Source organism: Pantoea sp. RIT-PI-b, assembly GCF_001187905.1.
GTDB classification, from domain to species: domain Bacteria; phylum Pseudomonadota; class Gammaproteobacteria; order Enterobacterales; family Enterobacteriaceae; genus Pantoea; species Pantoea nemavictus.
Map to the genome: position 1 here is coordinate 299,337 of NZ_LGIS01000020.1, position 20,364 is coordinate 319,700.

The 20,364-nt window shown below is 51.8% G+C and carries 17 protein-coding genes, 1 pseudogene and 1 other annotated feature; of the genes and pseudogenes, 8 read left to right on the forward strand and 10 right to left on the reverse strand.

Annotated elements, in window-relative coordinates:
- Positions 1 to 225 precede the first annotated feature (225 nt).
- A complete protein-coding gene (gene ompW / locus AC790_RS14080) occupies positions 226 to 861 on the forward strand; it encodes an outer membrane protein OmpW (protein WP_162830416.1) in 636 nt (211 codons plus the stop codon).
- A 46-nt stretch (positions 862 to 907) separates the two neighbouring features.
- Here the strand turns inward: ompW and AC790_RS14085 are convergent, their stop codons facing one another.
- From AC790_RS14085 to AC790_RS14115, 6 genes and pseudogenes are all read right to left on the reverse strand, one after another.
- Entirely contained in the window at positions 908 to 1,222 is a 315-nt protein-coding gene (locus AC790_RS14085) for a BON domain-containing protein (protein WP_007892406.1), read from the reverse strand.
- A 253-nt stretch (positions 1,223 to 1,475) separates the two neighbouring features.
- Positions 1,476 to 2,279, reverse strand: a complete 804-nt coding sequence (gene trpA / locus AC790_RS14090) for a tryptophan synthase subunit alpha (RefSeq protein WP_049852190.1) — start codon at positions 2,277 to 2,279, stop codon at positions 1,476 to 1,478.
- Positions 2,279 to 3,472 carry a tryptophan synthase subunit beta gene (gene trpB, locus AC790_RS14095; protein WP_007892408.1) on the reverse strand — a complete coding sequence of 398 codons (1,194 nt, stop codon included), beginning with the start codon at positions 3,470 to 3,472 and terminating at the stop codon, positions 2,279 to 2,281. Before trpB ends, trpA begins: the two co-directional genes overlap by 1 nt.
- A gap of 46 nt (positions 3,473 to 3,518) precedes the next feature.
- Positions 3,519 to 4,880, reverse strand: a complete 1,362-nt coding sequence (trpCF, locus tag AC790_RS14100) for a bifunctional indole-3-glycerol-phosphate synthase TrpC/phosphoribosylanthranilate isomerase TrpF (protein ID WP_200902270.1) — start codon at positions 4,878 to 4,880, stop codon at positions 3,519 to 3,521.
- A 7-nt stretch (positions 4,881 to 4,887) separates the two neighbouring features.
- Positions 4,888 to 6,481: pseudogene (gene trpD / locus AC790_RS25150) on the reverse strand (bifunctional anthranilate synthase glutamate amidotransferase component TrpG/anthranilate phosphoribosyltransferase TrpD).
- Complete coding sequence (locus tag AC790_RS14115; protein WP_007892415.1) at positions 6,481 to 8,043, reverse strand: anthranilate synthase component 1; 1,563 nt, start codon at positions 8,041 to 8,043, stop codon at positions 6,481 to 6,483. The pseudogene trpD and the gene AC790_RS14115 overlap by 1 nt, the downstream one beginning before the upstream one ends.
- Positions 8,044 to 8,066: 23 nt before the next feature.
- Positions 8,067 to 8,171 (reverse strand) — a sequence feature (Trp leader region).
- A 154-nt stretch (positions 8,172 to 8,325) separates the two neighbouring features.
- Between AC790_RS14115 and AC790_RS14120 the strand changes: the two genes are divergently transcribed.
- Positions 8,326 to 9,210 (forward strand): PHP domain-containing protein, encoded by an 885-nt coding sequence (locus tag AC790_RS14120; protein WP_049852193.1) that lies wholly within the window; start codon positions 8,326 to 8,328, stop codon positions 9,208 to 9,210.
- 12 nt (positions 9,211 to 9,222) lie between these two features.
- Complete coding sequence (locus tag AC790_RS14125) at positions 9,223 to 9,843, forward strand: L-threonylcarbamoyladenylate synthase (protein WP_049852194.1); 621 nt, start codon at positions 9,223 to 9,225, stop codon at positions 9,841 to 9,843.
- Here the strand turns inward: AC790_RS14125 and AC790_RS14130 are convergent, their stop codons facing one another.
- A complete protein-coding gene (locus AC790_RS14130) occupies positions 9,844 to 10,500 on the reverse strand; it encodes a serine protease (RefSeq protein ID WP_180821903.1) in 657 nt (218 codons plus the stop codon).
- Between the two features lie 817 nt (positions 10,501 to 11,317).
- Here AC790_RS14130 and rluB point away from each other — a divergent pair.
- Positions 11,318 to 12,193 (forward strand): 23S rRNA pseudouridine(2605) synthase RluB, encoded by an 876-nt coding sequence (gene rluB, locus AC790_RS14135; protein ID WP_007892419.1) that lies wholly within the window; start codon positions 11,318 to 11,320, stop codon positions 12,191 to 12,193.
- Between the two features lie 37 nt (positions 12,194 to 12,230).
- Here rluB and cobO read toward each other — a convergent pair whose 3' ends face one another.
- The gene (gene cobO / locus AC790_RS14140) at positions 12,231 to 12,818 is read right to left on the reverse strand and encodes a cob(I)yrinic acid a,c-diamide adenosyltransferase (RefSeq protein WP_049852195.1); all 588 of its coding nucleotides are present in this window, start codon (positions 12,816 to 12,818) and stop codon (positions 12,231 to 12,233) included.
- Positions 12,815 to 13,579, reverse strand: coding sequence for a YciK family oxidoreductase (locus tag AC790_RS14145; protein WP_007892421.1), 765 nt, complete (start codon positions 13,577 to 13,579; stop codon positions 12,815 to 12,817). The genes cobO and AC790_RS14145 overlap by 4 nt, the downstream gene beginning before the upstream one ends.
- A gap of 173 nt (positions 13,580 to 13,752) precedes the next feature.
- On the opposite strand from AC790_RS14145, the gene sohB reads away from it, so the two are divergent.
- Positions 13,753 to 14,799: a protease SohB gene (gene sohB, locus AC790_RS14150; protein WP_049852196.1), complete on the forward strand. Its 1,047-nt coding sequence runs from the start codon at positions 13,753 to 13,755 to the stop codon at positions 14,797 to 14,799.
- A gap of 28 nt (positions 14,800 to 14,827) precedes the next feature.
- Here sohB and AC790_RS14155 read toward each other — a convergent pair whose 3' ends face one another.
- Positions 14,828 to 15,076, reverse strand: a complete 249-nt coding sequence (locus tag AC790_RS14155; protein WP_007892423.1) for a DUF2498 family protein — start codon at positions 15,074 to 15,076, stop codon at positions 14,828 to 14,830.
- Positions 15,077 to 15,447: 371 nt separating this feature from the next.
- Between AC790_RS14155 and topA the strand changes: the two genes are divergently transcribed.
- The 3 genes from topA to AC790_RS24280 all read left to right on the forward strand — a co-directional run bounded on the left by topA (position 15,448) and on the right by AC790_RS24280 (position 19,864).
- The gene (topA, locus tag AC790_RS14160) at positions 15,448 to 18,045 is read left to right on the forward strand and encodes a type I DNA topoisomerase (protein ID WP_007892424.1); all 2,598 of its coding nucleotides are present in this window, start codon (positions 15,448 to 15,450) and stop codon (positions 18,043 to 18,045) included.
- A gap of 192 nt (positions 18,046 to 18,237) precedes the next feature.
- A complete protein-coding gene (gene cysB, locus AC790_RS14165; protein WP_007892425.1) occupies positions 18,238 to 19,212 on the forward strand; it encodes an HTH-type transcriptional regulator CysB in 975 nt (324 codons plus the stop codon).
- A 493-nt stretch (positions 19,213 to 19,705) separates the two neighbouring features.
- Positions 19,706 to 19,864 carry a YmiA family putative membrane protein gene (locus AC790_RS24280; RefSeq protein WP_071531079.1) on the forward strand — a complete coding sequence of 53 codons (159 nt, stop codon included), beginning with the start codon at positions 19,706 to 19,708 and terminating at the stop codon, positions 19,862 to 19,864.
- Positions 19,865 to 20,364 lie beyond the last annotated feature (500 nt).

The window sequence follows — 20,364 nt, forward strand, 5'->3', positions numbered from 1 at the left end:
GCTAACGGGTGCCGCGCTCATCCTATGCTGAAAATGCAAACTCATTTCAGTTTGAAACCTTCACAGCAAGATTACAAATTCACCGCGCAGGGCCAAAATTGATCTGAATCAATCCATTGTTTTTTAAGTAGTTAATTTGAAATGATGCAGATGATCTTTTAGCTAAAAAGAGGTAGATCTTGGGCCGCAAATAATTTTGAGACCCTACTTTTTCGCAAAGGAGTGATGATGAAACTGGCAAAATGTGCACTGCTGATAGCCCTGGCAATCCCACAACTGGCACTGGCTCATGAAGCGGGTGATTTTTTTATGCGCGCGGGTAGCGCCACCGTACGTCCGACCGAAGGCTCTGATAATGTGCTGGGTATGGGCGGCTTTAACGTCAGCAACGATACGCAGCTGGGGTTGACCTTTACTTATATGGCGACGGATAACATCGGCGTTGAGCTGCTGGCAGCCACGCCGTTCCGTCATAAAGTCGGCCTCGGTGCTACCGGTAATCTTGCCACCGTGCGCCAGCTGCCACCAACATTAATGGCGCAGTATTATTTCCTCGACAGTAAAAGCAAAGCGCGTCCATATGTGGGCGTCGGTATTAACTACACCACTTTCTATGATGCCAAATTCAATCAGACGGGCGAGGATGCCGGTTTAAGCGATCTGAGCGTCAAAGATTCATGGGGTATGGCGGGACAGGTGGGGCTGGATTATCAAATCAACCGCGACTGGATGCTGAATGCATCGCTGTGGTACATGGACATTGATACAGAAGTGAAATTCAAAGCGAACGGTGAGCAGCAGAACATCAACACACGTATCGATCCTTGGGTGTTCTTCTTCGGCGCGGGATATCGTTTCTAACTTACGTTTAGAAAGGAAGCGGGCGACCAAAAGGTCGCCCGTTGTGTTATTTAATCTGCATGTTGTTGACAACAGATTTCACGCCAGCCACGCTACGCGTAACAGAAACTGCGCGATTAGCCATCTGCGGTGAACTGACAAAACCACTTAGCTGCACTTTACCCTTAAAGGTTTCCACATTGATCTCGGTGGATTTCAGCGCTTCGTCATTCAAAAGCTGAGCCTTAACCTTGGTGGTTACAACGGTATCGTCGATGTATCCGCCTGTGCCTTCTTTGGTTGCTGTTGGAGCACATGCGCTAAGTGTCAGCGCCATTACTGCAGCCATCATAATTCCTGCAACGACTTTAAAAAAATTCATTGGTTATCTCCCTGTCTTAGATGATGTTTCGCCGCAATGGGGCGGCGCAATTAATTGTGGTCTGGCGTTGCGAAATCGGCAAATCGCCGTGAGTGAAAAAGATGAAAAATTTCTGATTTTTGCCACTTATTGATCCAATCGTAGTAATTGCGGCGCAGGGAAGGATGAGAGTGTCAGAGAAAATGAGGAAAGAAAGGTTTGTGGCGATAATAAAGGCCTTATCCGCGTCGGCGAAAAAGGCCTTGAAGGATTTTTAGCGGGTGGCTGCTTTCAGGTTGCTAACAAAAGCTTTCAGTTCGCTAAGCAGCGTTGTGGGCTCATTCTGGTTACGCTCAATGATCTTCACAATCGCAGAACCCGAAATCGCACCGGCCGCGCCTGCAGCAATCGCCTCTTTTACCTGGCTGGGTTCAGAGATGCCAAAGCCCTGCAGCGGCGGCGCAGCATTGAACTCACGCAACTTTTCAATCAGGTGATGCAGCGGCAGGCTGGCGCGATTTTCCGAACCGGTTACACCGGCCCGAGACAGCAGATAGGTATAACCGCGACCCTGTGCAGCGATCTCACGCAGCAGCTCATCGTCGGCATTTGGCGGACAGATAAAGATCGGTGCCACATTATGGCGCATCGCGGCCTGACGGAACGGCGCGGACTCTTCCAGCGGCACGTCAGCAACCAGCACCGAATCGACACCCACCGCTGCACACTGTGCATAAAAGTTGTCAATACCTTTGCTGAACACCAGATTGGCATACATCAGCAGGCCAATTGGCAAATCGGGGTATTTCTGACGAACGGTCGCGAGGATTTCAAAACACTGCGCCACGGTGGTGCCCGAAGCAAAGGCGCGTAGCGTTGCCCCCTGAATGGTGGGGCCATCGGCCAGCGGATCTGAGAACGGGATGCCGAGCTCTAACGCATCAGCACCACCTGCCACTAAGGTATCAATGATTTTCAGCGACAGTTCAGGTGAAGGATCGCCGAGGGTGACGAAGGGGACAAACGCGCCTTCTTGCTGCGCCGACAGACGTTGAAACAGCTGGTTATAACGTTCCATCAGATCTCTCCCTTGGCTTTCAAAATATCATGAACGGTGAAGATGTCTTTGTCGCCGCGGCCGGAGAGGTTAACCACCAGCAGCTGCTCTTTTTCCGGATTCTCACGAATCATTTTCAGGGCGTGTGCCAGCGCGTGTGAGGATTCGAGCGCAGGGATAATTCCTTCCGCGCGACACAGCTCTTTAAAGGCGCTCAGCGCTTCGTCATCAGTAATTGAGACATATTCAGCGCGGCCGATGCTGTTCAGATGCGCGTGCTGTGGACCGACTGATGGGAAGTCCAGACCCGCAGAAATCGAGTAAGACTCTTCAATCTGGCCCTCTTCGGTCTGCATCATCGGTGCTTTCATCCCGAAGTAGATGCCTACGCGACCATGTTTCAGTGGCGCACCGTGTTCACCGGTTTCAATGCCGTGACCAGCGGGCTCGACGCCGATCAGACCCACACTCTCTTCTTCGATAAAGTCAGCAAACATGCCGATAGCGTTCGAACCGCCGCCTACGCAGGCTAACACCGCATCTGGCAAACGACCTTCGCGCTCCAGAATCTGCGCTTTCGTCTCTTCGCCAATCATGCGCTGGAATTCACGCACAATGGTTGGGAACGGATGTGGGCCAGCCGCAGTGCCGAGCATATAGTGCGCGGTTTCATAGCTGCCAGACCAGTCGCGCAACGCTTCATTACAGGCATCTTTCAGCGTAGCGGAGCCGCTATGTACCGGAATCACTTCTGCGCCCATCAGACGCATACGGAATACGTTGGGTGACTGACGTTCGACATCTTTCGCGCCCATATAGATGCGGCATTTCATACCGAGCAGTGCGCAGGCTAACGCCGAGGCCACGCCGTGCTGACCTGCGCCGGTTTCGGCGATAATCTCATTTTTGCCCATACGCTTGGCCAACAGCGCCTGACCAAGCACCTGGTTGGTTTTGTGCGCGCCGCCGTGCAGCAGATCTTCACGCTTCAAATACAGGCGGGTTTTAGTACCTTTGGTCAGATTGCTGCACAGCGTTAACGCAGTTGGGCGTCCTGCGTAGTTCTTCAGCAGGTCAGTAAACTCGGCCTGAAATTCAGGATCGCGCTGTGCTTCAACAAAGGCGTTTTCCAGCTGGCGCAGGGCTGGCATCAGGATTTGCGGCACATATTGGCCGCCAAACTCGCCAAAATAGGGATTCAATAACGTGGTCATTTCTTCATCTTCCTTATTCGGCCCGCACGCTGGCGGGCAAGCGAAATTAATAGGCGCGCAGCGTGCGGAATACCGCCGCGACTTTGCTGGCATCTTTAATGCCTGGCGCAGACTCTACGCCGGAGTTGAAATCAAGGCCGGCACAGCCTTGCTGCGCGGCTTCAACACAGTTATCTGCGCTTAGGCCACCGGCCAGCAGCACGTTGCTCAAATCCTGGCCTTGAAGCAGGGACCAATCAAAACGCTGGCCGGTACCGCCCTGGCCGTTATCTAACACGTAGCGATCAACATGTGGCCAGTCGCGTGCAGGTAAGTGATCTTTGATGCTCAACGCTTTCCAGATTTTTATTTCTGCTGGCAACGCCTGACGCAGTTCCGCGACGAACGCCTGGTCTTCATCGCCGTGCAGCTGGATCGCCGCCAGTGTTAATGTCGTGGCTTTGGTGACAATGTCACTTATGCTGCTATTGCGGAACACACCCACATACTTCAGCGGAGCGGCAGCCTGCACCTCTTGTGCCTGTTGACTGCTGATTTTACGCGGCGAGCCTTCGGCGAAGATCAGCCCACCGTAAATGGCGCCGGCTTCGTGCGCAGCAAGCGCATCTTCGGCGCGGGTTAAACCGCAAACCTTATTATCACCCAGCAGCACGCGACGCACGCCAGCGGTCAGGTCAGCTTCTTCCATCAATGCGGATCCAATCAGGAAACCATTGGCAAAATGACTTAATTCTCGCACTTGCGCATAGTTATGAATGCCCGATTCACTGATCACGGTGACGCCATGGCCGAGGCGCGGCGCCAGCTGACGTGTGCGGTTCAGGTCGATAGACAGGTCACGCAGGTCGCGGTTGTTAATCCCAACCACTTTGGCTTCCAGCGCAATGGCGCGCTCCAGCTCTTCTTCATTACTCACTTCGGTTAGCACGCCCATTTTCAGGCTGTGTGCCACGGCGGCGAGTTGACGATACTGTTCATCGTCCAGTACCGATAACATCAGCAGAATGGCATCCGCCTGGTAATGGCGTGCTAAGTAAATCTGATAAGGATCGATGATAAAGTCTTTGCACAGTACCGGTTGAGTGATAGCGGCGCTGACGATCGGCAGGAACGCAAAATCGCCCTGGAAGTATTTTTCATCGGTTAATACCGAAACCGCAGAAGCGTAGTGACGATAAACTCCAGCGATGGTCGCGGGATCGAAGTCCTCGCGAATTAGCCCTTTAGAGGGTGAGGCTTTTTTGCATTCCAGGATGAATACGGTGCGCGAGCCACGCAACGCATCGTAAAAATGGCGTGCCGCAGGTTGCAAATCGTTCTGGAAGGTTGCCAGCGGCTGCTGAGCCTGACGCGCTTCAACCCAAACGGCTTTGTCTTGTACGATTTTCTCTAAAACAGTGCCCTTAATACTCATCTCATCCTCTCGCTGCCAGAGCAACAACGCGCTCATAAGCCTGTCCGCTGCGAATGGCAGCGATGGCACGCTCTGCGTTGTCGCGCAAATCTTCATTTCCGAATACTTTCAGCAACATTGCGACGTTCACCGCAACGGCCTGCTCATGGGCGGGCTGGCCTTTACCCTGGAGTAAACGGGTCAGAATGTCACGGTTTTCTTCCGGGGTGCCGCCCGCCAGCGCTTCTTTATCGTGGAAACCAAAACCAAAGTCTTCTGGTGTCAGCTGATATCCGGTGATTTCACCATCGCGCAGCTCTGCCACTTGAGTAGGGCTGTGCAATGCAACTTCATCCATTCCTCCACCGTGTACCACCGCCGCGCGCTGGTAACCCAACACTTTCAGCGTTTGTGCAATCGGTAAAACCAATTCCGGGCTGTATACGCCAATCACTGCCAGCGGTGGACGCGCGGGATTAATCAGTGGACCCAGTACGTTAAACAGCGTGCGCGTCTTCAACTGTTGACGTACCGGCATGGCGTGACGAAAACCGCTGTGATACTGCGGTGCAAACAGAAAACAGACGTTGAGATCGTCCAGCGCCTTGCGTGCTTGCTCTGCCGGCATATCCAGATTGATGCCAAACGCCGCCAGCAGATCGGAAGATCCCGATTTACTCGAGACGCTGCGGTTGCCGTGTTTCGCCACTTTTAAGCCGCAGGTCGCCGCGACAAAGGCGCTGGCGGTGGAAATATTAATGCTATTACTGCCGTCGCCGCCGGTACCGACGATATCGGCAAAGGTGTAATCCGGGCGCGGAAACGGCTTAGCGTCTTCCAGCAGTGCGGAAGCGGCACCGGCAATTTCCTCGGGACGCTCGCCACGCACTTTCATAGCAATCAACGCGGCAGCGAGCTGTGTCGGCTCCAACTGGCCTTTAATAATGGCGCTAAACAGCTGGTGGCTCTCTCCCTGGCTGAGGGTTTCTGATTGATAAAGTTTTTCCAGAATAGTTTGCATCATAATCTCCCTATTATTTCGCCAGCGCCCAGGCCAACGTCTGTTCTAATAAACGCGCGCCCTGAGTGGTGAGAATGGATTCGGGGTGGAACTGGAAGCCACATACCCGGTCGGCATCATGGCGTACGGCCATCACCATGCCGTTGTAGCTGGCGTTAACGGTTAACTCTGCGGGCGTATTACTGCCTACCAGCGAGTGATAGCGTGCCACTGGCAGCGGATTGCTGAGTCCGGCAAACATGCCTTCGCCGTCATGCGTAATAGAAGACGCTTTTCCGTGCAGGATTTCGCCAGCCTGGCCAACATGACCGCCATAAGCTTCAACGATTGCCTGATGACCGAGACAAATACCGATAATCGGCAGACGACCGCGCAGCGCTTGCAGCAGGTCGGGCATGCAACCGGCATCTTTCGGCGCGCCCGGACCTGGCGACAGCATCAGAATCGGATTTTCCATCTGCTGCAGGCGTTCGATCAGTACGTCAGCGGGCACATTGTTGCGGTAAATCACCACGTTGTGGCCGAAGGTACGCAGCTGATCAACGAGGTTATAAGTAAAGGAGTCGATGTTATCGAGCAGCAGGATATCGGCCATCAGAAAATCTCCTTGCAGTGATGGGCTGTTGCGATGGCACGTAATACCGCACGCGCTTTGTTGCGGCTCTCGTCCGCTTCGGCCTGAGGCTGAGAATCGAGTACCACACCGGCACCGGCTTGCACGGTAGCCACGCCGTCTTCGACCCAGGCGGAACGGATCACGATGCAGGTATCGAGGTCGCCGTTGGCCGTGAAGTAACCCACTGCGCCGCCGTAGCTGCCGCGACGTGTGCCTTCTTTCTCGGCGATTAGCTGCATTGCGCGCACTTTCGGCGCGCCGCTCAGCGTGCCCATGTTCATGCAGGCGCGATAGGCGTGCAGCACATCAAGGTCTTCACGCAGTGTGCCCACCACGCGTGACACCAAATGCATCACAAACGAGTAGCGGTCAACCTTCGTCAGATCAGCAACGTAGCGGCTACCGGGTACACAGATGCGTGCCAAATCGTTGCGCGCTAAATCGACCAGCATTAGGTGCTCCGCCATCTCTTTATGGTCAGTACGCATTTCAAGTTCGATACGGCTGTCGAGATCGCGGTCCAGCGATCCATCGGCATGGCGACCACGAGGGCGCGTACCGGCAATCGGGTAGATCTCAATCTGACGTGAGGTAGCGTCATATTTCAGCGAGCTTTCCGGCGACGCGCCAAACAGGGCGAAATCCTGGTCCTGCATAAAGAACATGTAAGGACTCGGGTTGCTGTTTTTCAGCGTGTCATATGCGGCCAGTGGTGAAGGGCACGGCAGCGAGAAGCGACGTGAAGGTACCACCTGGAAGATTTCACCGATGCGAATCGCTTCCTGCATCTCACGCACTACGCTGCAATACTCTTCGTCGCTCTGGCTGGTGCTCAGCGCCATCTGCTCCACGCGCTGAACGGGGAGTGCGGGCGCCGCCTGGGTCATTTGACCGCGCAGTTGTTCAATGCGGCCTTGCAGACGCTGGAACTCGCTGGTAGATGGAGTGAACAAACTGGCCTGCAGGCGCGCGCTGCGCTGCTGGTGGTCGATCACCAATAAGGTTTCAGCCAGATAGAAGCAGTAATCCGGGCAGCGCTGTTCGTTGCGCAGTTCTGGCAGATCTTCAAATCCAGCCACTAAATCATAGGCAAAAAGACCACCCAGCAACATCGCTTCGCGCTCTTCTTCAGGGCTGTTAACCAGCTGCGGAATCAGGCGCAGGGCATCAAATACTGAGAGTGCTTTCAGGCGTGAATCTTCATCTTGTAGACCCTGTGGCTGAGTGAAATGCAGCTCGCGGCCATCAGGACGCACTTCAATACGTACGTCAGATGGCAGCGCTTCATCCAGCAGCGGCAAGATAGCGCGTCCATTTTCGGATAACGCTTTGAGGGTAACGACGTTGCCCAGCGCACTGACGCGCAGCGCGCTATCGACGATGAGCAGACTTTTCAGGTTTTGTTTGCTGTCGATATCCGCAGATTCAAGCAGCAGAGTTGCTGGACGTGCGCCGCATAACTGATGAAACACTGCGGCCGGATCTTCGCGGTAGGGCGCGGTACCGGTTATCAACTTCAATGTAGGTTTCGCAATAGCCATAATGGATTCTCTGAATTTCGCTCAAAAAAAAGCCCGCTCGGTGGCGGGCTCAGGTATCTGCACAGCGGTTACGCAAGTTGTGCACGACGACGTCGCCCGTTAAAGGGATCATCGCGCCACCAACCAGTTAAATGCGTACCCAAAATAGCCATGATTAAATACCCGTTACGTGTGAACTTGTGTACTAGTTAACTGGTTCGGGCGAAAAAAGTCAATACCCTTTTTCAGCCCAAGGCAAAATCGTTATCATGCCTGCCAGTTTATGCCGTTGCTGGAGTTCTCTTGTCAGACATTGCTCGTTTTCCCCTTTACGATTTACATAGCCACACGTTGGCTTCAGACGGCCTATTGACGCCTACCGCGCTGGTGCAACGTGCGGTTGAAATGAAAGTCGGTGTGCTGGCTATTACCGATCACGACACGGTGGCGGGGGTAGCAGAGGCGCAGGCAGCGGCAGTGACCCAGGATCTGCCGATCCGCGTGCTGGCTGGTTTAGAAGCCTCCACCTTATGGGAAAATCACGAAATCCATATTGTGGGGCTGAATGTGGATTGCCAGCACCCCGCGCTGACAGCATTTCTTGCGCATCAGCATCAGTGTCGCCTCGACCGTGCACAGCAGATTGCCGAACGCCTTGAGCGCGCGCGTATTCCCGATGCGCTGGCTGGCGCACAGCGTTTGGCGCAGGGTGGCCTGATTACTCGCGGCCATTTTGCCCGTTATTTGGTAGAAATCGGCAAAGCCGACAATATGGCGCAGGTCTTCAAGAATTATCTGGCGCGCGGGAAAACCGGCTACGTGCCTCCGCAATGGTGTACAATTAAACAAGCCATTGATGCCATTCATCATTCTGGCGGCTATGCCGTTTTAGCGCACCCAGGTCGTTATGGCTTGTCGGCGAAATGGTTAAAGCGGCTGATTGCGCATTTTGCTGAAGTGGGCGGTGACGCGATGGAAGTCGCGCAGTGCCAGCAAGCGCCGAACGAGCGCACGCAGTTGGCCACCTATGCGCGCGATAATCAGTTAGCAGGGTCGCAAGGATCAGATTTTCACCAACCTTGTCCGTGGATAGAGCTGGGACGTAAATTATGGCTACCGGGTGGCGTAGAGCCGGTTTGGGAACGGTTCCCGGAGTTGGCGCCCAGCGTTGCTGTTACAGACAGGTGATATGAGGTTTTTATGAGTCAATACTTTCACATTCATCCCGACAATCCGCAGCCGCGCCTGGTTAATCAGGCGGTCGATTATCTGAACAAAGGCAGCGTGATTGTGTATCCAACCGATTCTGGCTATGCGCTGGGCTGTCGGCTGGAAGAGAAAAACGCCATGGAGCGCATTTGTCGTATTCGCCAACTGGATGGTAATCACAACTTTACGTTGATGTGTCGCGATCTGTCAGAACTGTCGACTTATGCGCAGGTGGATAACTCTGCGTTTCGTATCCTGAAAAACAATACGCCAGGCAACTACACCTTCATTTTGAAGGCGACAAAAGAGGTGCCGCGTCGATTGATGAATGACAAACGTAAAACCATCGGGCTGCGCGTGCCATCAAATCCCGTGGCGCTAGCGCTGCTGGAGCGTTTGAATGAGCCGATGATGTCGACTTCACTGATGTTACCGGGCAACGACTTTACGGAGTCCGATCCCGAAGAGATTCAATACAGCATTGGCAAGCTGGTGGATCTGATCATCGATGGTGGCACGCTGGGACAGCAGCCGACTACGGTGATCGATCTCACCAGCGATACGCCGGTGGTGGTGCGTGAAGGCGTCGGTGACACGCGCCCGTTCCAGTAATCATGCATGGTCAGGCGTGGCGTTCAGCGTCTGACCGATATTTGATTGCAGCCATGTTTTGAAATCTCCGTACGGAATATACAGAGAGACATCTTTTAAGATGACTTTCTTACTACGCACATTTGAAATTTCGTGACTGTAACCGACAATAACACCACCAATAGTTTGGTCAGCATTATATACCGCACCACCTGACATACCTTGCACTACGCCCGCATTGGATGCCATTGCCATGCAGGGTTTTTTATTCCACTTATTGGTGATAGCCGTGCGCGCCAAATTAACGCCGCTCGATTCCACCGGCATGGCGGAAATAAAGCTATAACCGTACATCTTAATCGGTTCGCCCACAGCGCCGCTGCGGAATTTAGCCAGAGTTTCCGGACTGTTTTTATGATAGATAATCGCGACATCGCAATAAGGGTGATAAGCCTTCACGCGTTGAACGGCAGTTTTCGCTACGTGAGCCGCTGTCAGACTATATTCTGGCGTCAGAGGAATGGTTGTGCCGAGGATGCCCAAACCTAATACAGTCGGGATGCCTGTCACGCTCATATCAACGTGTTGCATCGCAGTACGGCTGTACTCAGTATGGCCCACAGAACAACCGCTCAGTGCCAGCGCCGCAAGCGCAGGCCAAAGCAGAGAGGTTTTCATGGCAGTGATCTTCATTAAAGCATGTCACTAAAATCCCTGGTGAAGACTTTCGACATGCGAATTAAATTCATTCCGTAAATGAATAAACGCGTTAATTCCCGCACGCGCCGGTTTATATTATCAGTGAAATTACACAGTGTTCGTTAATGACTTGTTAGCAAAACGAAGGTGATTCGTAAGCGTAAGATTTTTTATAAATGCGACACACTGGATTTCAGGCTTAAATTTTACACAGTTTTTTTATCAGAACAATTCATCAAATTTAATCTTAATCAATAAATACAAAAATACAGACTTAATCCAACCTTTAGAGCCAATAAGCTATAAATTTAGATTTGATATTAGATTGAAACCCATTTAAGTCTGTTATTTGGAGTTTTGTGCTGTTTTGTTGTTTTTATCTGGATTTAACGTTTGCAGTATTCCAGAAGCGTGGCGAGCTCTGCTATCCACTTAGTCTTGCATGGCGCTAATGTATCATGCAGCTAATATTGATGCATTTATAGGGCACAGGAGGTTAGGAGCAAATGAAAATAATTCAGACACTTGGCGGCGATGCGCGGGATTGCAATTGAGGAGATCTATCAATCTGCTGAATGTTTCATCCACTGGCACGGCAAAGGGCGTTTTTGTCAAGCCAACTATTATCGGCAGCAAAGGAAAAGGTGTTAACAAAACTTGCGTTAGTGTAAAATCGCGGGCCGCCTGAGATTGCATAAGCGATGCACAGCGGTAACAGATTCTGATATGGGAATTGGTAATCCCTGTATCGCACCTCTTCTTACCACGACGCCTGGGAAGGCGACAACGAGGCTCCATGAGCGAAAAATTACAGAAAGTTTTAGCGCGCGCCGGTCACGGTTCGCGTCGCGAAATCGAAACCATGATTTCAGCCGGACGCGTTAGCGTTGACGGCAAACTGGCGACGCTTGGCGATCGCATCGAAAGTGATAAATCACTGAAAATCCGTATTGATGGTCATCTGGTTTCCATCGCTGAATCGGCGACCGAAGTCTGCCGCGTGTTGGCGTATTACAAACCGGAAGGTGAACTCTGCACACGCAACGATCCAGAAGGGCGTCCAACCGTCTTTGATCGTCTGCCGCGTCTGCGTGGTTCACGCTGGATTGCCGTTGGTCGTCTGGATGTGAATACCTGCGGCCTGATGCTGTTCACCACCGATGGTGAACTAGCTAATCGCCTGATGCATCCAAGCCGCGAAGTTGAGCGTGAATATGCGGTGCGTGTGTTTGGTGAAGTGGATGACGACAAAATCCGTCAGCTGAGTAAAGGCGTGCAGCTGGAAGATGGTCCAGCTTCCTTCAAAACGATCAAGTTTGCTGGCGGTGAAGGTATTAACCAGTGGTATAACGTGACGTTGACGGAAGGACGCAACCGCGAAGTGCGTCGTCTGTGGGAAGCGGTAGGCGTGCAGGTGAGCCGCCTGATGCGTGTGCGCTACGGTGACATCCAATTGCCGAAAGGCCTGCCACGCGGCGGCTGGATAGAGATGGAGTTACCGGCGGTAAACTATCTGCGTACTTTAGTCAGTATGCCGGAAGAGACCGTGACCAAAGTGGCGGTTGAGAAAGATCGTCGTCGCACCAAGGCTAACCAGATTCGTCGTGCGGTAAAACGTCACGGTGTGGTGAGTAACAATCCGCGTCGCAATACTACTAAACGCGGTTCCTGATGCGATGACTGACGCCGCGTTCTGCGGCGTCAGCCTATTACCAATCAATTCCTTGCTGTGCCTGAATTCCCGCATCAAACGCATGTTTCACCGGACGCATTTCCGTCACGGTATCTGCCAGATCCAGCAATCTACGATGGCAACCGCGGCCAGTTACGATCACGCTCTGCTGCGCGGGACGTTGTGCTAGCGCCTGCACCAATTCATCTAAATCCAGATAATCCATGCTCACCATGTAGGTGATTTCATCGAGGATCACCAGATCGATGCTTTCATCCGCTAACATGCGTCGCGCCTGCAGCCACACCAGCTGGCAAGCGGCAGTGTCGGTCTCGCGGTTTTGCGTATCCCAGGTAAACCCGGTGGACATCACCTGAAACTCGACGCCGTGCTGCTCCAGTAAGTTGCGTTCTCCATTTGGCCATTCGCCTTTAATAAACTGTACCGCCGCCACTTTTTTACCGTGCCCGCAGGCGCGCAGTGCGGTGCCAAAGGCGGCGGTAGTTTTACCTTTACCGTTGCCGGTGAACACCATCAATATACCGCGCGTTTCGGTGGCGGCGGCGATACGGGCATCAACCTGTTCTTTGAGGCGTTGCTGGCGCTGCTGATGGCGATCGCTCATGCGGTTGCCGGCCCCGCTTTGCGTCCCGGCTGCGCATCAAAGCTGGTGCCCGTTTTACGACGACTGTCGTCGCCCATTAAATAGAGATACAACGGCATTAAATCAGCCGGTGTTTTAAGCAAGTTCGCATCCTCTTCCGGGAAGGCACTGGCGCGCATTTTGGTGCGTGTGCCGCCAGGATTAATGCAGTTGACTCGCAGATGACGATTTTTATATTCATCGGCCAACACCTGCATCATGCCTTCAGTCGCAAATTTTGAAACCGCATAAGCGCCCCAGCCGGCACGTCCAGTGCGACCCACGCTTGACGTGGTAAAGACCAGCGAACCCGCATCTGATTTCAACAGCAGCGGCAGCAGCGCCTGGGTTAAATAGAAGGTGGCATCAAGGTTAATCTGCATCACATCACGCCAGATTTGAGGATCAAGCTCCTCCAGCGGCACAATCTCACCGAGAATGCCGGCATTGTGCAGCACGCCATCTAGGCGCGGTACCAATGCAGCGACCTGTTCGGCCAACTGCTGACAGCTTGCTGGCGTGGCGTCGGCAAGATCCAATAACAGTGAGGCAGCAGGCTGTTTGTTCAATTGATTAATGGCCTGTTCGGTTTGCTGCAGCGTCTGCGGATTGCGTCCCAACAGAATGACGCGCGCGCCATAACGCGCATAAGTCAGCGCCGCTTCACGGCCAATGCCGTCGGAAGCGCCAGTGACGAGGATAATGCGATTTTCCAGCAGATCGCTTTTCGGTTGATAATGCACAGCGATGTCCTTTGCTCGGGTCAGAAGGTTTTTGGCTTTATGCCTTAAATTGCCGCCCGGTGCAATCGCTCAGGCTCGCATTCTGTGCCGCCTGCGGGCATTTCACGCGACGACAACGTTTAAAGCGGGTAAACTTAAATCTGTTGTAATTTACTGTTTAATAAGGCGGCAGAATGGATTTTTTCTCCAGTTACGGATTATTTCTGGCTAAAGCCGTCACCGTAGTGGTGGCGATCGCAGCTATTGTTCTGATTGTGCTCAACGCCGCGCTGCGCAAACGTCACAGCGGCGGCCAACTGCGCCTGACGCATCTCGACGATGACTATCGTGAGATGAAGGAAGATTTGCAGCTCGCCAAAATGAAACCGCAGGCGCAAAAAGTATGGCTCAAGCAGCATAAAAAAGAAGAGAAGCAGAAGGCTAAGATCGATAAGCGCAACGCCAAAGCGGGCGTGAGCGAGACGCCAAAGCCAACGCTCTATGTGCTCGAGTTCAAAGGCAGCATGGATGCAAGTGAAGTCACCTCGTTGCGTGAAGAGATCTCTGCAGTATTGGCCGTCGCCACGCCGGGTGATGAAGTGCTGCTCCGCCTGGAAAGTCCTGGCGGCGTGGTGCACGGCTACGGTCTGGCGGCTTCACAGTTGCAACGTCTGCGCGATGCCGGAATGCAGCTGACCGCGGTGGTGGATAAAGTTGCTGCCAGCGGCGGTTACATGATGGCCTGCGTTGCTGATCGCATTGTTGCCGCGCCGTTTTCCATTATTGGTTCAATTGGCGTCGTTGCGCAGATCCCCAACTTCAACCGATTGTTGAAGCGTAATAATATTGATGTCGAGCTGCATACTGCTGGGCAATACAAACGTACCTTGACACTGTTTGGCGAAAACACCGAAGAAGGGCGCGAAAAGTTTCAGGAAGACCTTAATGAAACCCATCAGCTATTTAAAGACTTCGTGCACCAGATGCGCCCCTCGCTTGATTTGAATAAGGTGGCGACAGGTGAGCATTGGTATGGGGCTCAGGCGCTGGATTTAGGCCTTGTTGATGAAATTGGTACCAGCGACGCATTGATTATCCAGCATATGGAGCGCTTTACCGTATTGGGTGTGCACTATGCCCGCAAACGTAAAATGATGGATCGCTTCACCCACAGCGCCAGTCTAGCTGCTGAGCGGTTGATTCTGAAAATGTGGCAGCGCGGCGAGAAGCCGCTGTTGTAAACGCGAGCCCGGCAATTGCCGGGCTTTTTTATGCCAGGTGATATTGAGCGGAGAGTTCCACGGCAAGGTATTTGAAGACATTAAACACCGTAGTGGTTTTGGCGGTAGGTAAGCCTTCATCATCAAGAAAATAGGGACCACGAAACACCAAAACATCACCTTGCTGAATCACATCATTGGCTTCTAATCCGACAAAATAATTGTCGTGCTGCGTGATTAACTGATTAGCTATTTCCAGTAACGCCTGGCGTGAAATAGATTCCGTTGGCACTGACATTGTTTACCTCATTTTTTGACAGCCAATTTTCTCCTTCTATATTACTTGCGAGCCATCGCGTTCAGCAAATCAGCATTGCGTCATAAAACTGGCGCAAAATTAGGCAGAATGCTAATTAAGTTGCGTAACGGATTTTATCAGGTAGAGTGTGGGCGATTCAGCTTTCAGGGAGATCACACCCGGATGTGTGGTTCTGTCAGATGGAAAACTCGCTCCTAATCATAAAGTTGCAGAAGTCGACGCAATCTGACCTGAGATTATCCCTGCTGCCTTGAAATGACAAATGCTGGCAGCAATATTGAACCCATTGGGTTTTGGGGCCTCCAATTCTCTCCCGTTTATCAGGACGTTTCATTTAGGTAAAGGTACATATGGGTAAAGCACTCGTCATCGTTGAGTCCCCGGCAAAGGCCAAAACAATCAATAAATACCTCGGTAATGACTACGTGGTGAAATCCAGCGTCGGTCATATCCGTGATTTGCCGACCAGCGGTTCGACTGCCCGTAAAAGTGCCGATGGGGAAAAGACGAAAACTGGCAAAAAGGTAAAGAAAGATGAGAAAGCCGCATTGGTCAACCGCATGGGTGTCGATCCCTGGCATGGTTGGGAAGCGGATTATCAAATTCTGCCTGGCAAAGAAAAAGTCGTCGCTGAGCTGAAAAACCTGGCTGCCGATGCCGACCACATCTATCTCGCAACGGACCTTGACCGCGAAGGGGAAGCCATTGCCTGGCACCTGCGGGAAGTGATCGGTGGCGACGATAAGCGCTTTAGCCGCGTGGTGTTTAACGAAATCACCAAGAATGCGATTCGTCAGGCGTTTGAGAAGCCGGGCGAACTTAATATTGAACGTGTTAATGCGCAGCAAGCGCGCCGTTTCATGGACCGCGTTGTGGGTTACATGGTCTCGCCGCTGCTGTGGAAGAAAATTGCCCGTGGTCTGTCGGCCGGTCGCGTACAGTCGGTTGCTGTGCGTTTGGTCGTTGAGCGCGAGCACGAAATCAAAGCCTTCGTGCCGGAAGAGTATTGGGAAATCGATGCTGATTTCGCCACGCCGAAAGGCGCCGATCTTGCCATGCAGGTTACACATCAGAATGACAAAGCGTTCCGCCCGGTTAATCGTGAGCAAACTCACGCCGCGGTCGCCATTCTGCAAAAAGCGCGTTATGAAGTGCTGGATCGTGAAGACAAACCGACCAGCAGCAAGCCTTCTGCCCCGTTCATTACGTCTACCTTGCAACAGGCGGCGAGCACGCGTCTCGGCTTTGGCGTGAAGAAGACCATGATGATGGCGCAGCGTCTGTATGAAGCCGGCCACATTACTTATATGCGTACCGACTCCACCAACCTGAGCCAGGATGCGGTGGCGATGGCGCGTGGCTATGTTGAAAGCAGCTTTGGTAAGAAATATCTGCCAGATGCGCCGAACACCTATGCCAGCAAAGAGAACTCGCAGGAAGCGCACGAAGCGATTCGTCCTTCAGATGTGAATGTCGTGGCAGAACAGCTGAAAGATATGGAAGCTGACGCGCAAAAACTGTATCAGCTGATTTGGCGTCAGTTTGTTGCCTGCCAGATGGTACCGGCGCAATACGACTCAACCACGCTGACGGTGGGCGCGGCTGAATTCAAATTGAAAGCGAAAGGGCGCACGCTGCGGTTTGATGGCTGGACGCGTGTAATGCCAGCGCTACGTAAAAATGATGAAGATCTTACGCTGCCGCCCGTTGATGTTGGCGACATGCTGGATTTGAAAGAGCTGATGCCCAGCCAGCACTTTACCAAGCCGCCGGCGCGCTTCAGTGAAGCTTCGCTCGTACGTGAGTTGGAAAAGCGCGGTATTGGTCGTCCATCGACCTATGCATCGATCATTTCCACCATCCAGGATCGTGGTTACGTGCGTGTCGAAAACCGCCGTTTCTACGCTGAGAAAATGGGGGAAATCGTTACCGATCGTCTGGAAGCGAATTTCCGCGAGCTGATGAACTATGACTTCACCGCGCGCATGGAAAACAGCCTCGACCAGGTGGCTAATAATGAAGCCGAGTGGAAAGCCGTGCTCGACTCCTTCTTCAGTGATTTCAGCCAGCAGTTAGATCACGCTGAAAAGGATCCAGAAGAGGGCGGCATGCAGCCGAACCAAATGGTTATCACGTCAATCGATTGTCCGACGTGTAGCCGACCAATGGGGATTCGTACAGCCAGTACCGGCGTATTCCTTGGCTGCTCAGGATATGCTTTGCCGCCGAAAGAGCGCTGCAAACAGACCATCAACCTGATTCCGGAAAACGAAGTGCTTAACGTGCTGGAAGGCGATGATGCTGAAACCAACGCGTTGCGCGCCCGTCGCCGCTGCCAGAAGTGTGGTACGGCAATGGACAGCTATCTGATCGATAACCAGCGTAAGTTGCACGTCTGCGGTAATAACCCAGAGTGCGATGGCTACGAAATCGAGCAGGGCGAGTTCCGTATCAAGGGTTATGACGGTCCAATTGTTGAGTGCGAAAAATGTGGTTCTGAAATGCACCTGAAAATGGGCCGTTTCGGTAAATACATGGCTTGTACCAACGACGAATGTAAAAACACCCGTAAAATTCTGCGCAATGGTGATGTCGCGCCGCCGAAAGAAGATCCGGTGCCGCTGCCAGAACTGGCATGTGAAAAATCGGATGCATACTTCGTGCTGCGTGACGGCGCTGCGGGTGTGTTCCTGGCGGCTAATACCTTCCCTAAATCGCGTGAAACCCGCGCGCCGCTGGTAGAAGAGCTGCAGCGCTTTGCCGATCGTTTGCCTGAAAAACTGAAATATCTGTCGGAAGCGCCTGCTGCCGATCCAGAAGGTAATAAAACGCTGGTGCGTTTCAGTCGTAAGACTAAGCAGCAGTACGTTTCATCAGAAAAAGACGGCAAAGCCACGGGTTGGTCAATGTTCTACATTGACGGCAAGTGGCAGGAAGCGAAGAAGTAAATCTCCCTAAGGCCAGCATCAGCTGGCCTTTTTCCCATCCTTATAGCTAAACGTTCTACATTCTTCCTTTAACTGATATAGTGGTTATAGATTCTTTTCGTCTCGCTGATTCGCTTTCCCTCCTTTAATACCATTAAGGTGTCAATACGCCTGCTGGGAATGCACCTCTGTCGCTACCAGGAAGATATAACTATGAAATTGCAGCAGTTGCGTTACATCGTCGAAGTGGTTAATCACAACCTTAATGTCTCGTCGACCGCCGAAGGCTTATATACCTCGCAGCCTGGCATTAGTAAGCAGGTACGTATGCTGGAAGATGAGTTGGGCGTGCAGATCTTTGCCCGCAGTGGTAAACATCTGACACAGGTAACGCCTGCAGGTGAAGAGATAATCCGTATTGCACGTGAAGTGTTATCAAAAGTGGATGCGATTAAATCTGTTGCGGGTGAGCATACCTGGCCGGATAAAGGGTCGCTTTACGTGGCCACCACGCACACCCAAGCGCGTTATGCTTTACCTGGCGTGATTAAAGGCTTTATCGAACGCTACCCGCGCGTTTCACTGCATATGCACCAGGGATCACCCACGCAGATTGCTGAAGCTGTATCCAAGGGCAATGCTGATTTCGCCATCGCCACGGAAGCTCTGCACCTCTATGACGATCTGATCATGCTGCCGTGCTATCACTGGAACCGTGCAATTGTAGTAACGCCAGACCATCCTCTGGCAGGTAAATCGAATGTGACGATTGAAGAGCTCGCTGATTTCCCCTTAGTGACTTACACCTTTGGCTTTACCGGGCGCTCAGAGCTTGATACCGCGTTCAACCGCGCGGGATTAACACCGCGCATTGTATTTACAGCGACCGATGCGGACGTGATTAAGACGTACGTGCGTTTAGGCTTAGGTGTGGGTGTGATTGCCAGCATGGCTGTAGATCCGATTGCCGATCCCGATTTGGTTCGTATTGAAGCATCAGAGATCTTTACGAATAGCACCACCAAAATTGGCTTTAGACGCAGCACCTTCCTGCGCAGCTATATGTATGATTTCATACAACGTTTTGCGCCGCATCTGACTCGTGATGTCGTGGATGCAGCGGTTGCATTGCGCTCCAATGAAGACATTGAAGCCATGTTCCGCGACATCAAGTTACCCTTCAAGTAAATTCCTAACTCATTCTTTTACCAAGGTGTCCAGTGGGCACCTTCGGAATCCCATAGCGCTTAGCGCCAGTAGTACTTCAAAAAAAATCATTATTTTTATGTAAATGAAACATGGGTCACATGTTTTTCTATTGTTAGTTCTTAAATGCGAATCAGTACACAATTTTTACGATGCTACTTTGCAGCTCGCCAGGAATATTCCCATACTCTAGTTAAGAGTTGATGGAGAAGGGCTTTTTTACTGGGTTACTAAATTAAACTCAAATTTAGATTGGATCTAATTTGTCGATAACCCAAATTTACAATGTAACTATTTAATTAATAGTTATCGTGGCAATTAAATTTATCTCATCAATTTTTTGTGTTTTGATAAATAGCGTTAATCGTTGTGCTCAATAAAAATAACTGGATTTTCGGTCTTAACAAGTTTAGGATTCGTCCTAAATCTTAATCGTTGTCATCAATCGTTTTATTGAGAGTGATTATCAAAAACTATGAACACGAGAATAACTGTACAGCCGGCCTTCCGGACTAAAAGCACCAAAGTTGAGCGTTCTGGTAATACTCGTCGCAAAGCTTGGTTGACTGTCTTCGCTGCTTCAGCACTGTTCTGGGTAGTGGTGGCGTTAATGATTTGGCGTATGTGGGGTTAAGCCATGTGGGCAAATACACTCAGTCGTAAACATCCAGTATCTGCGCGTCAGCCGCAAACGCCTGCGTGCAAAGTGAAAGACGTTGTTTCCACTGAACAGCAAGTAACGATTCCTACTTCGTGGGAACTCAGTGAAAATCAGCGCAATTTTATTGAATCCTTCATGGATATGAAGTCGAAATAACGCAGTCTGCGTTGCGTACCATATACATATATTTAGTCCCTCTTTTTGCCGGATTATCCGGTGGGCAAGTTAAAAGCCCGTCCTTTAACACTCAGCATTAAAAAAACGGTGTCATCAGTACAACGCTGAAGACGGTGGACTTTTTTTGCCCGGAATCCGGGAGGGAGTGAATGATGAACATTAATACAACGACGTTATCCTGGTTTAGCGTATATACCTTTTCGTTTGCTTTTTGGGCAGCAGCCTTTTGGGCAATGATGTAAACCCATAACTCAAATTAAACTGTTCTATTTAAATGCCCTGACAAACGTCGGGGT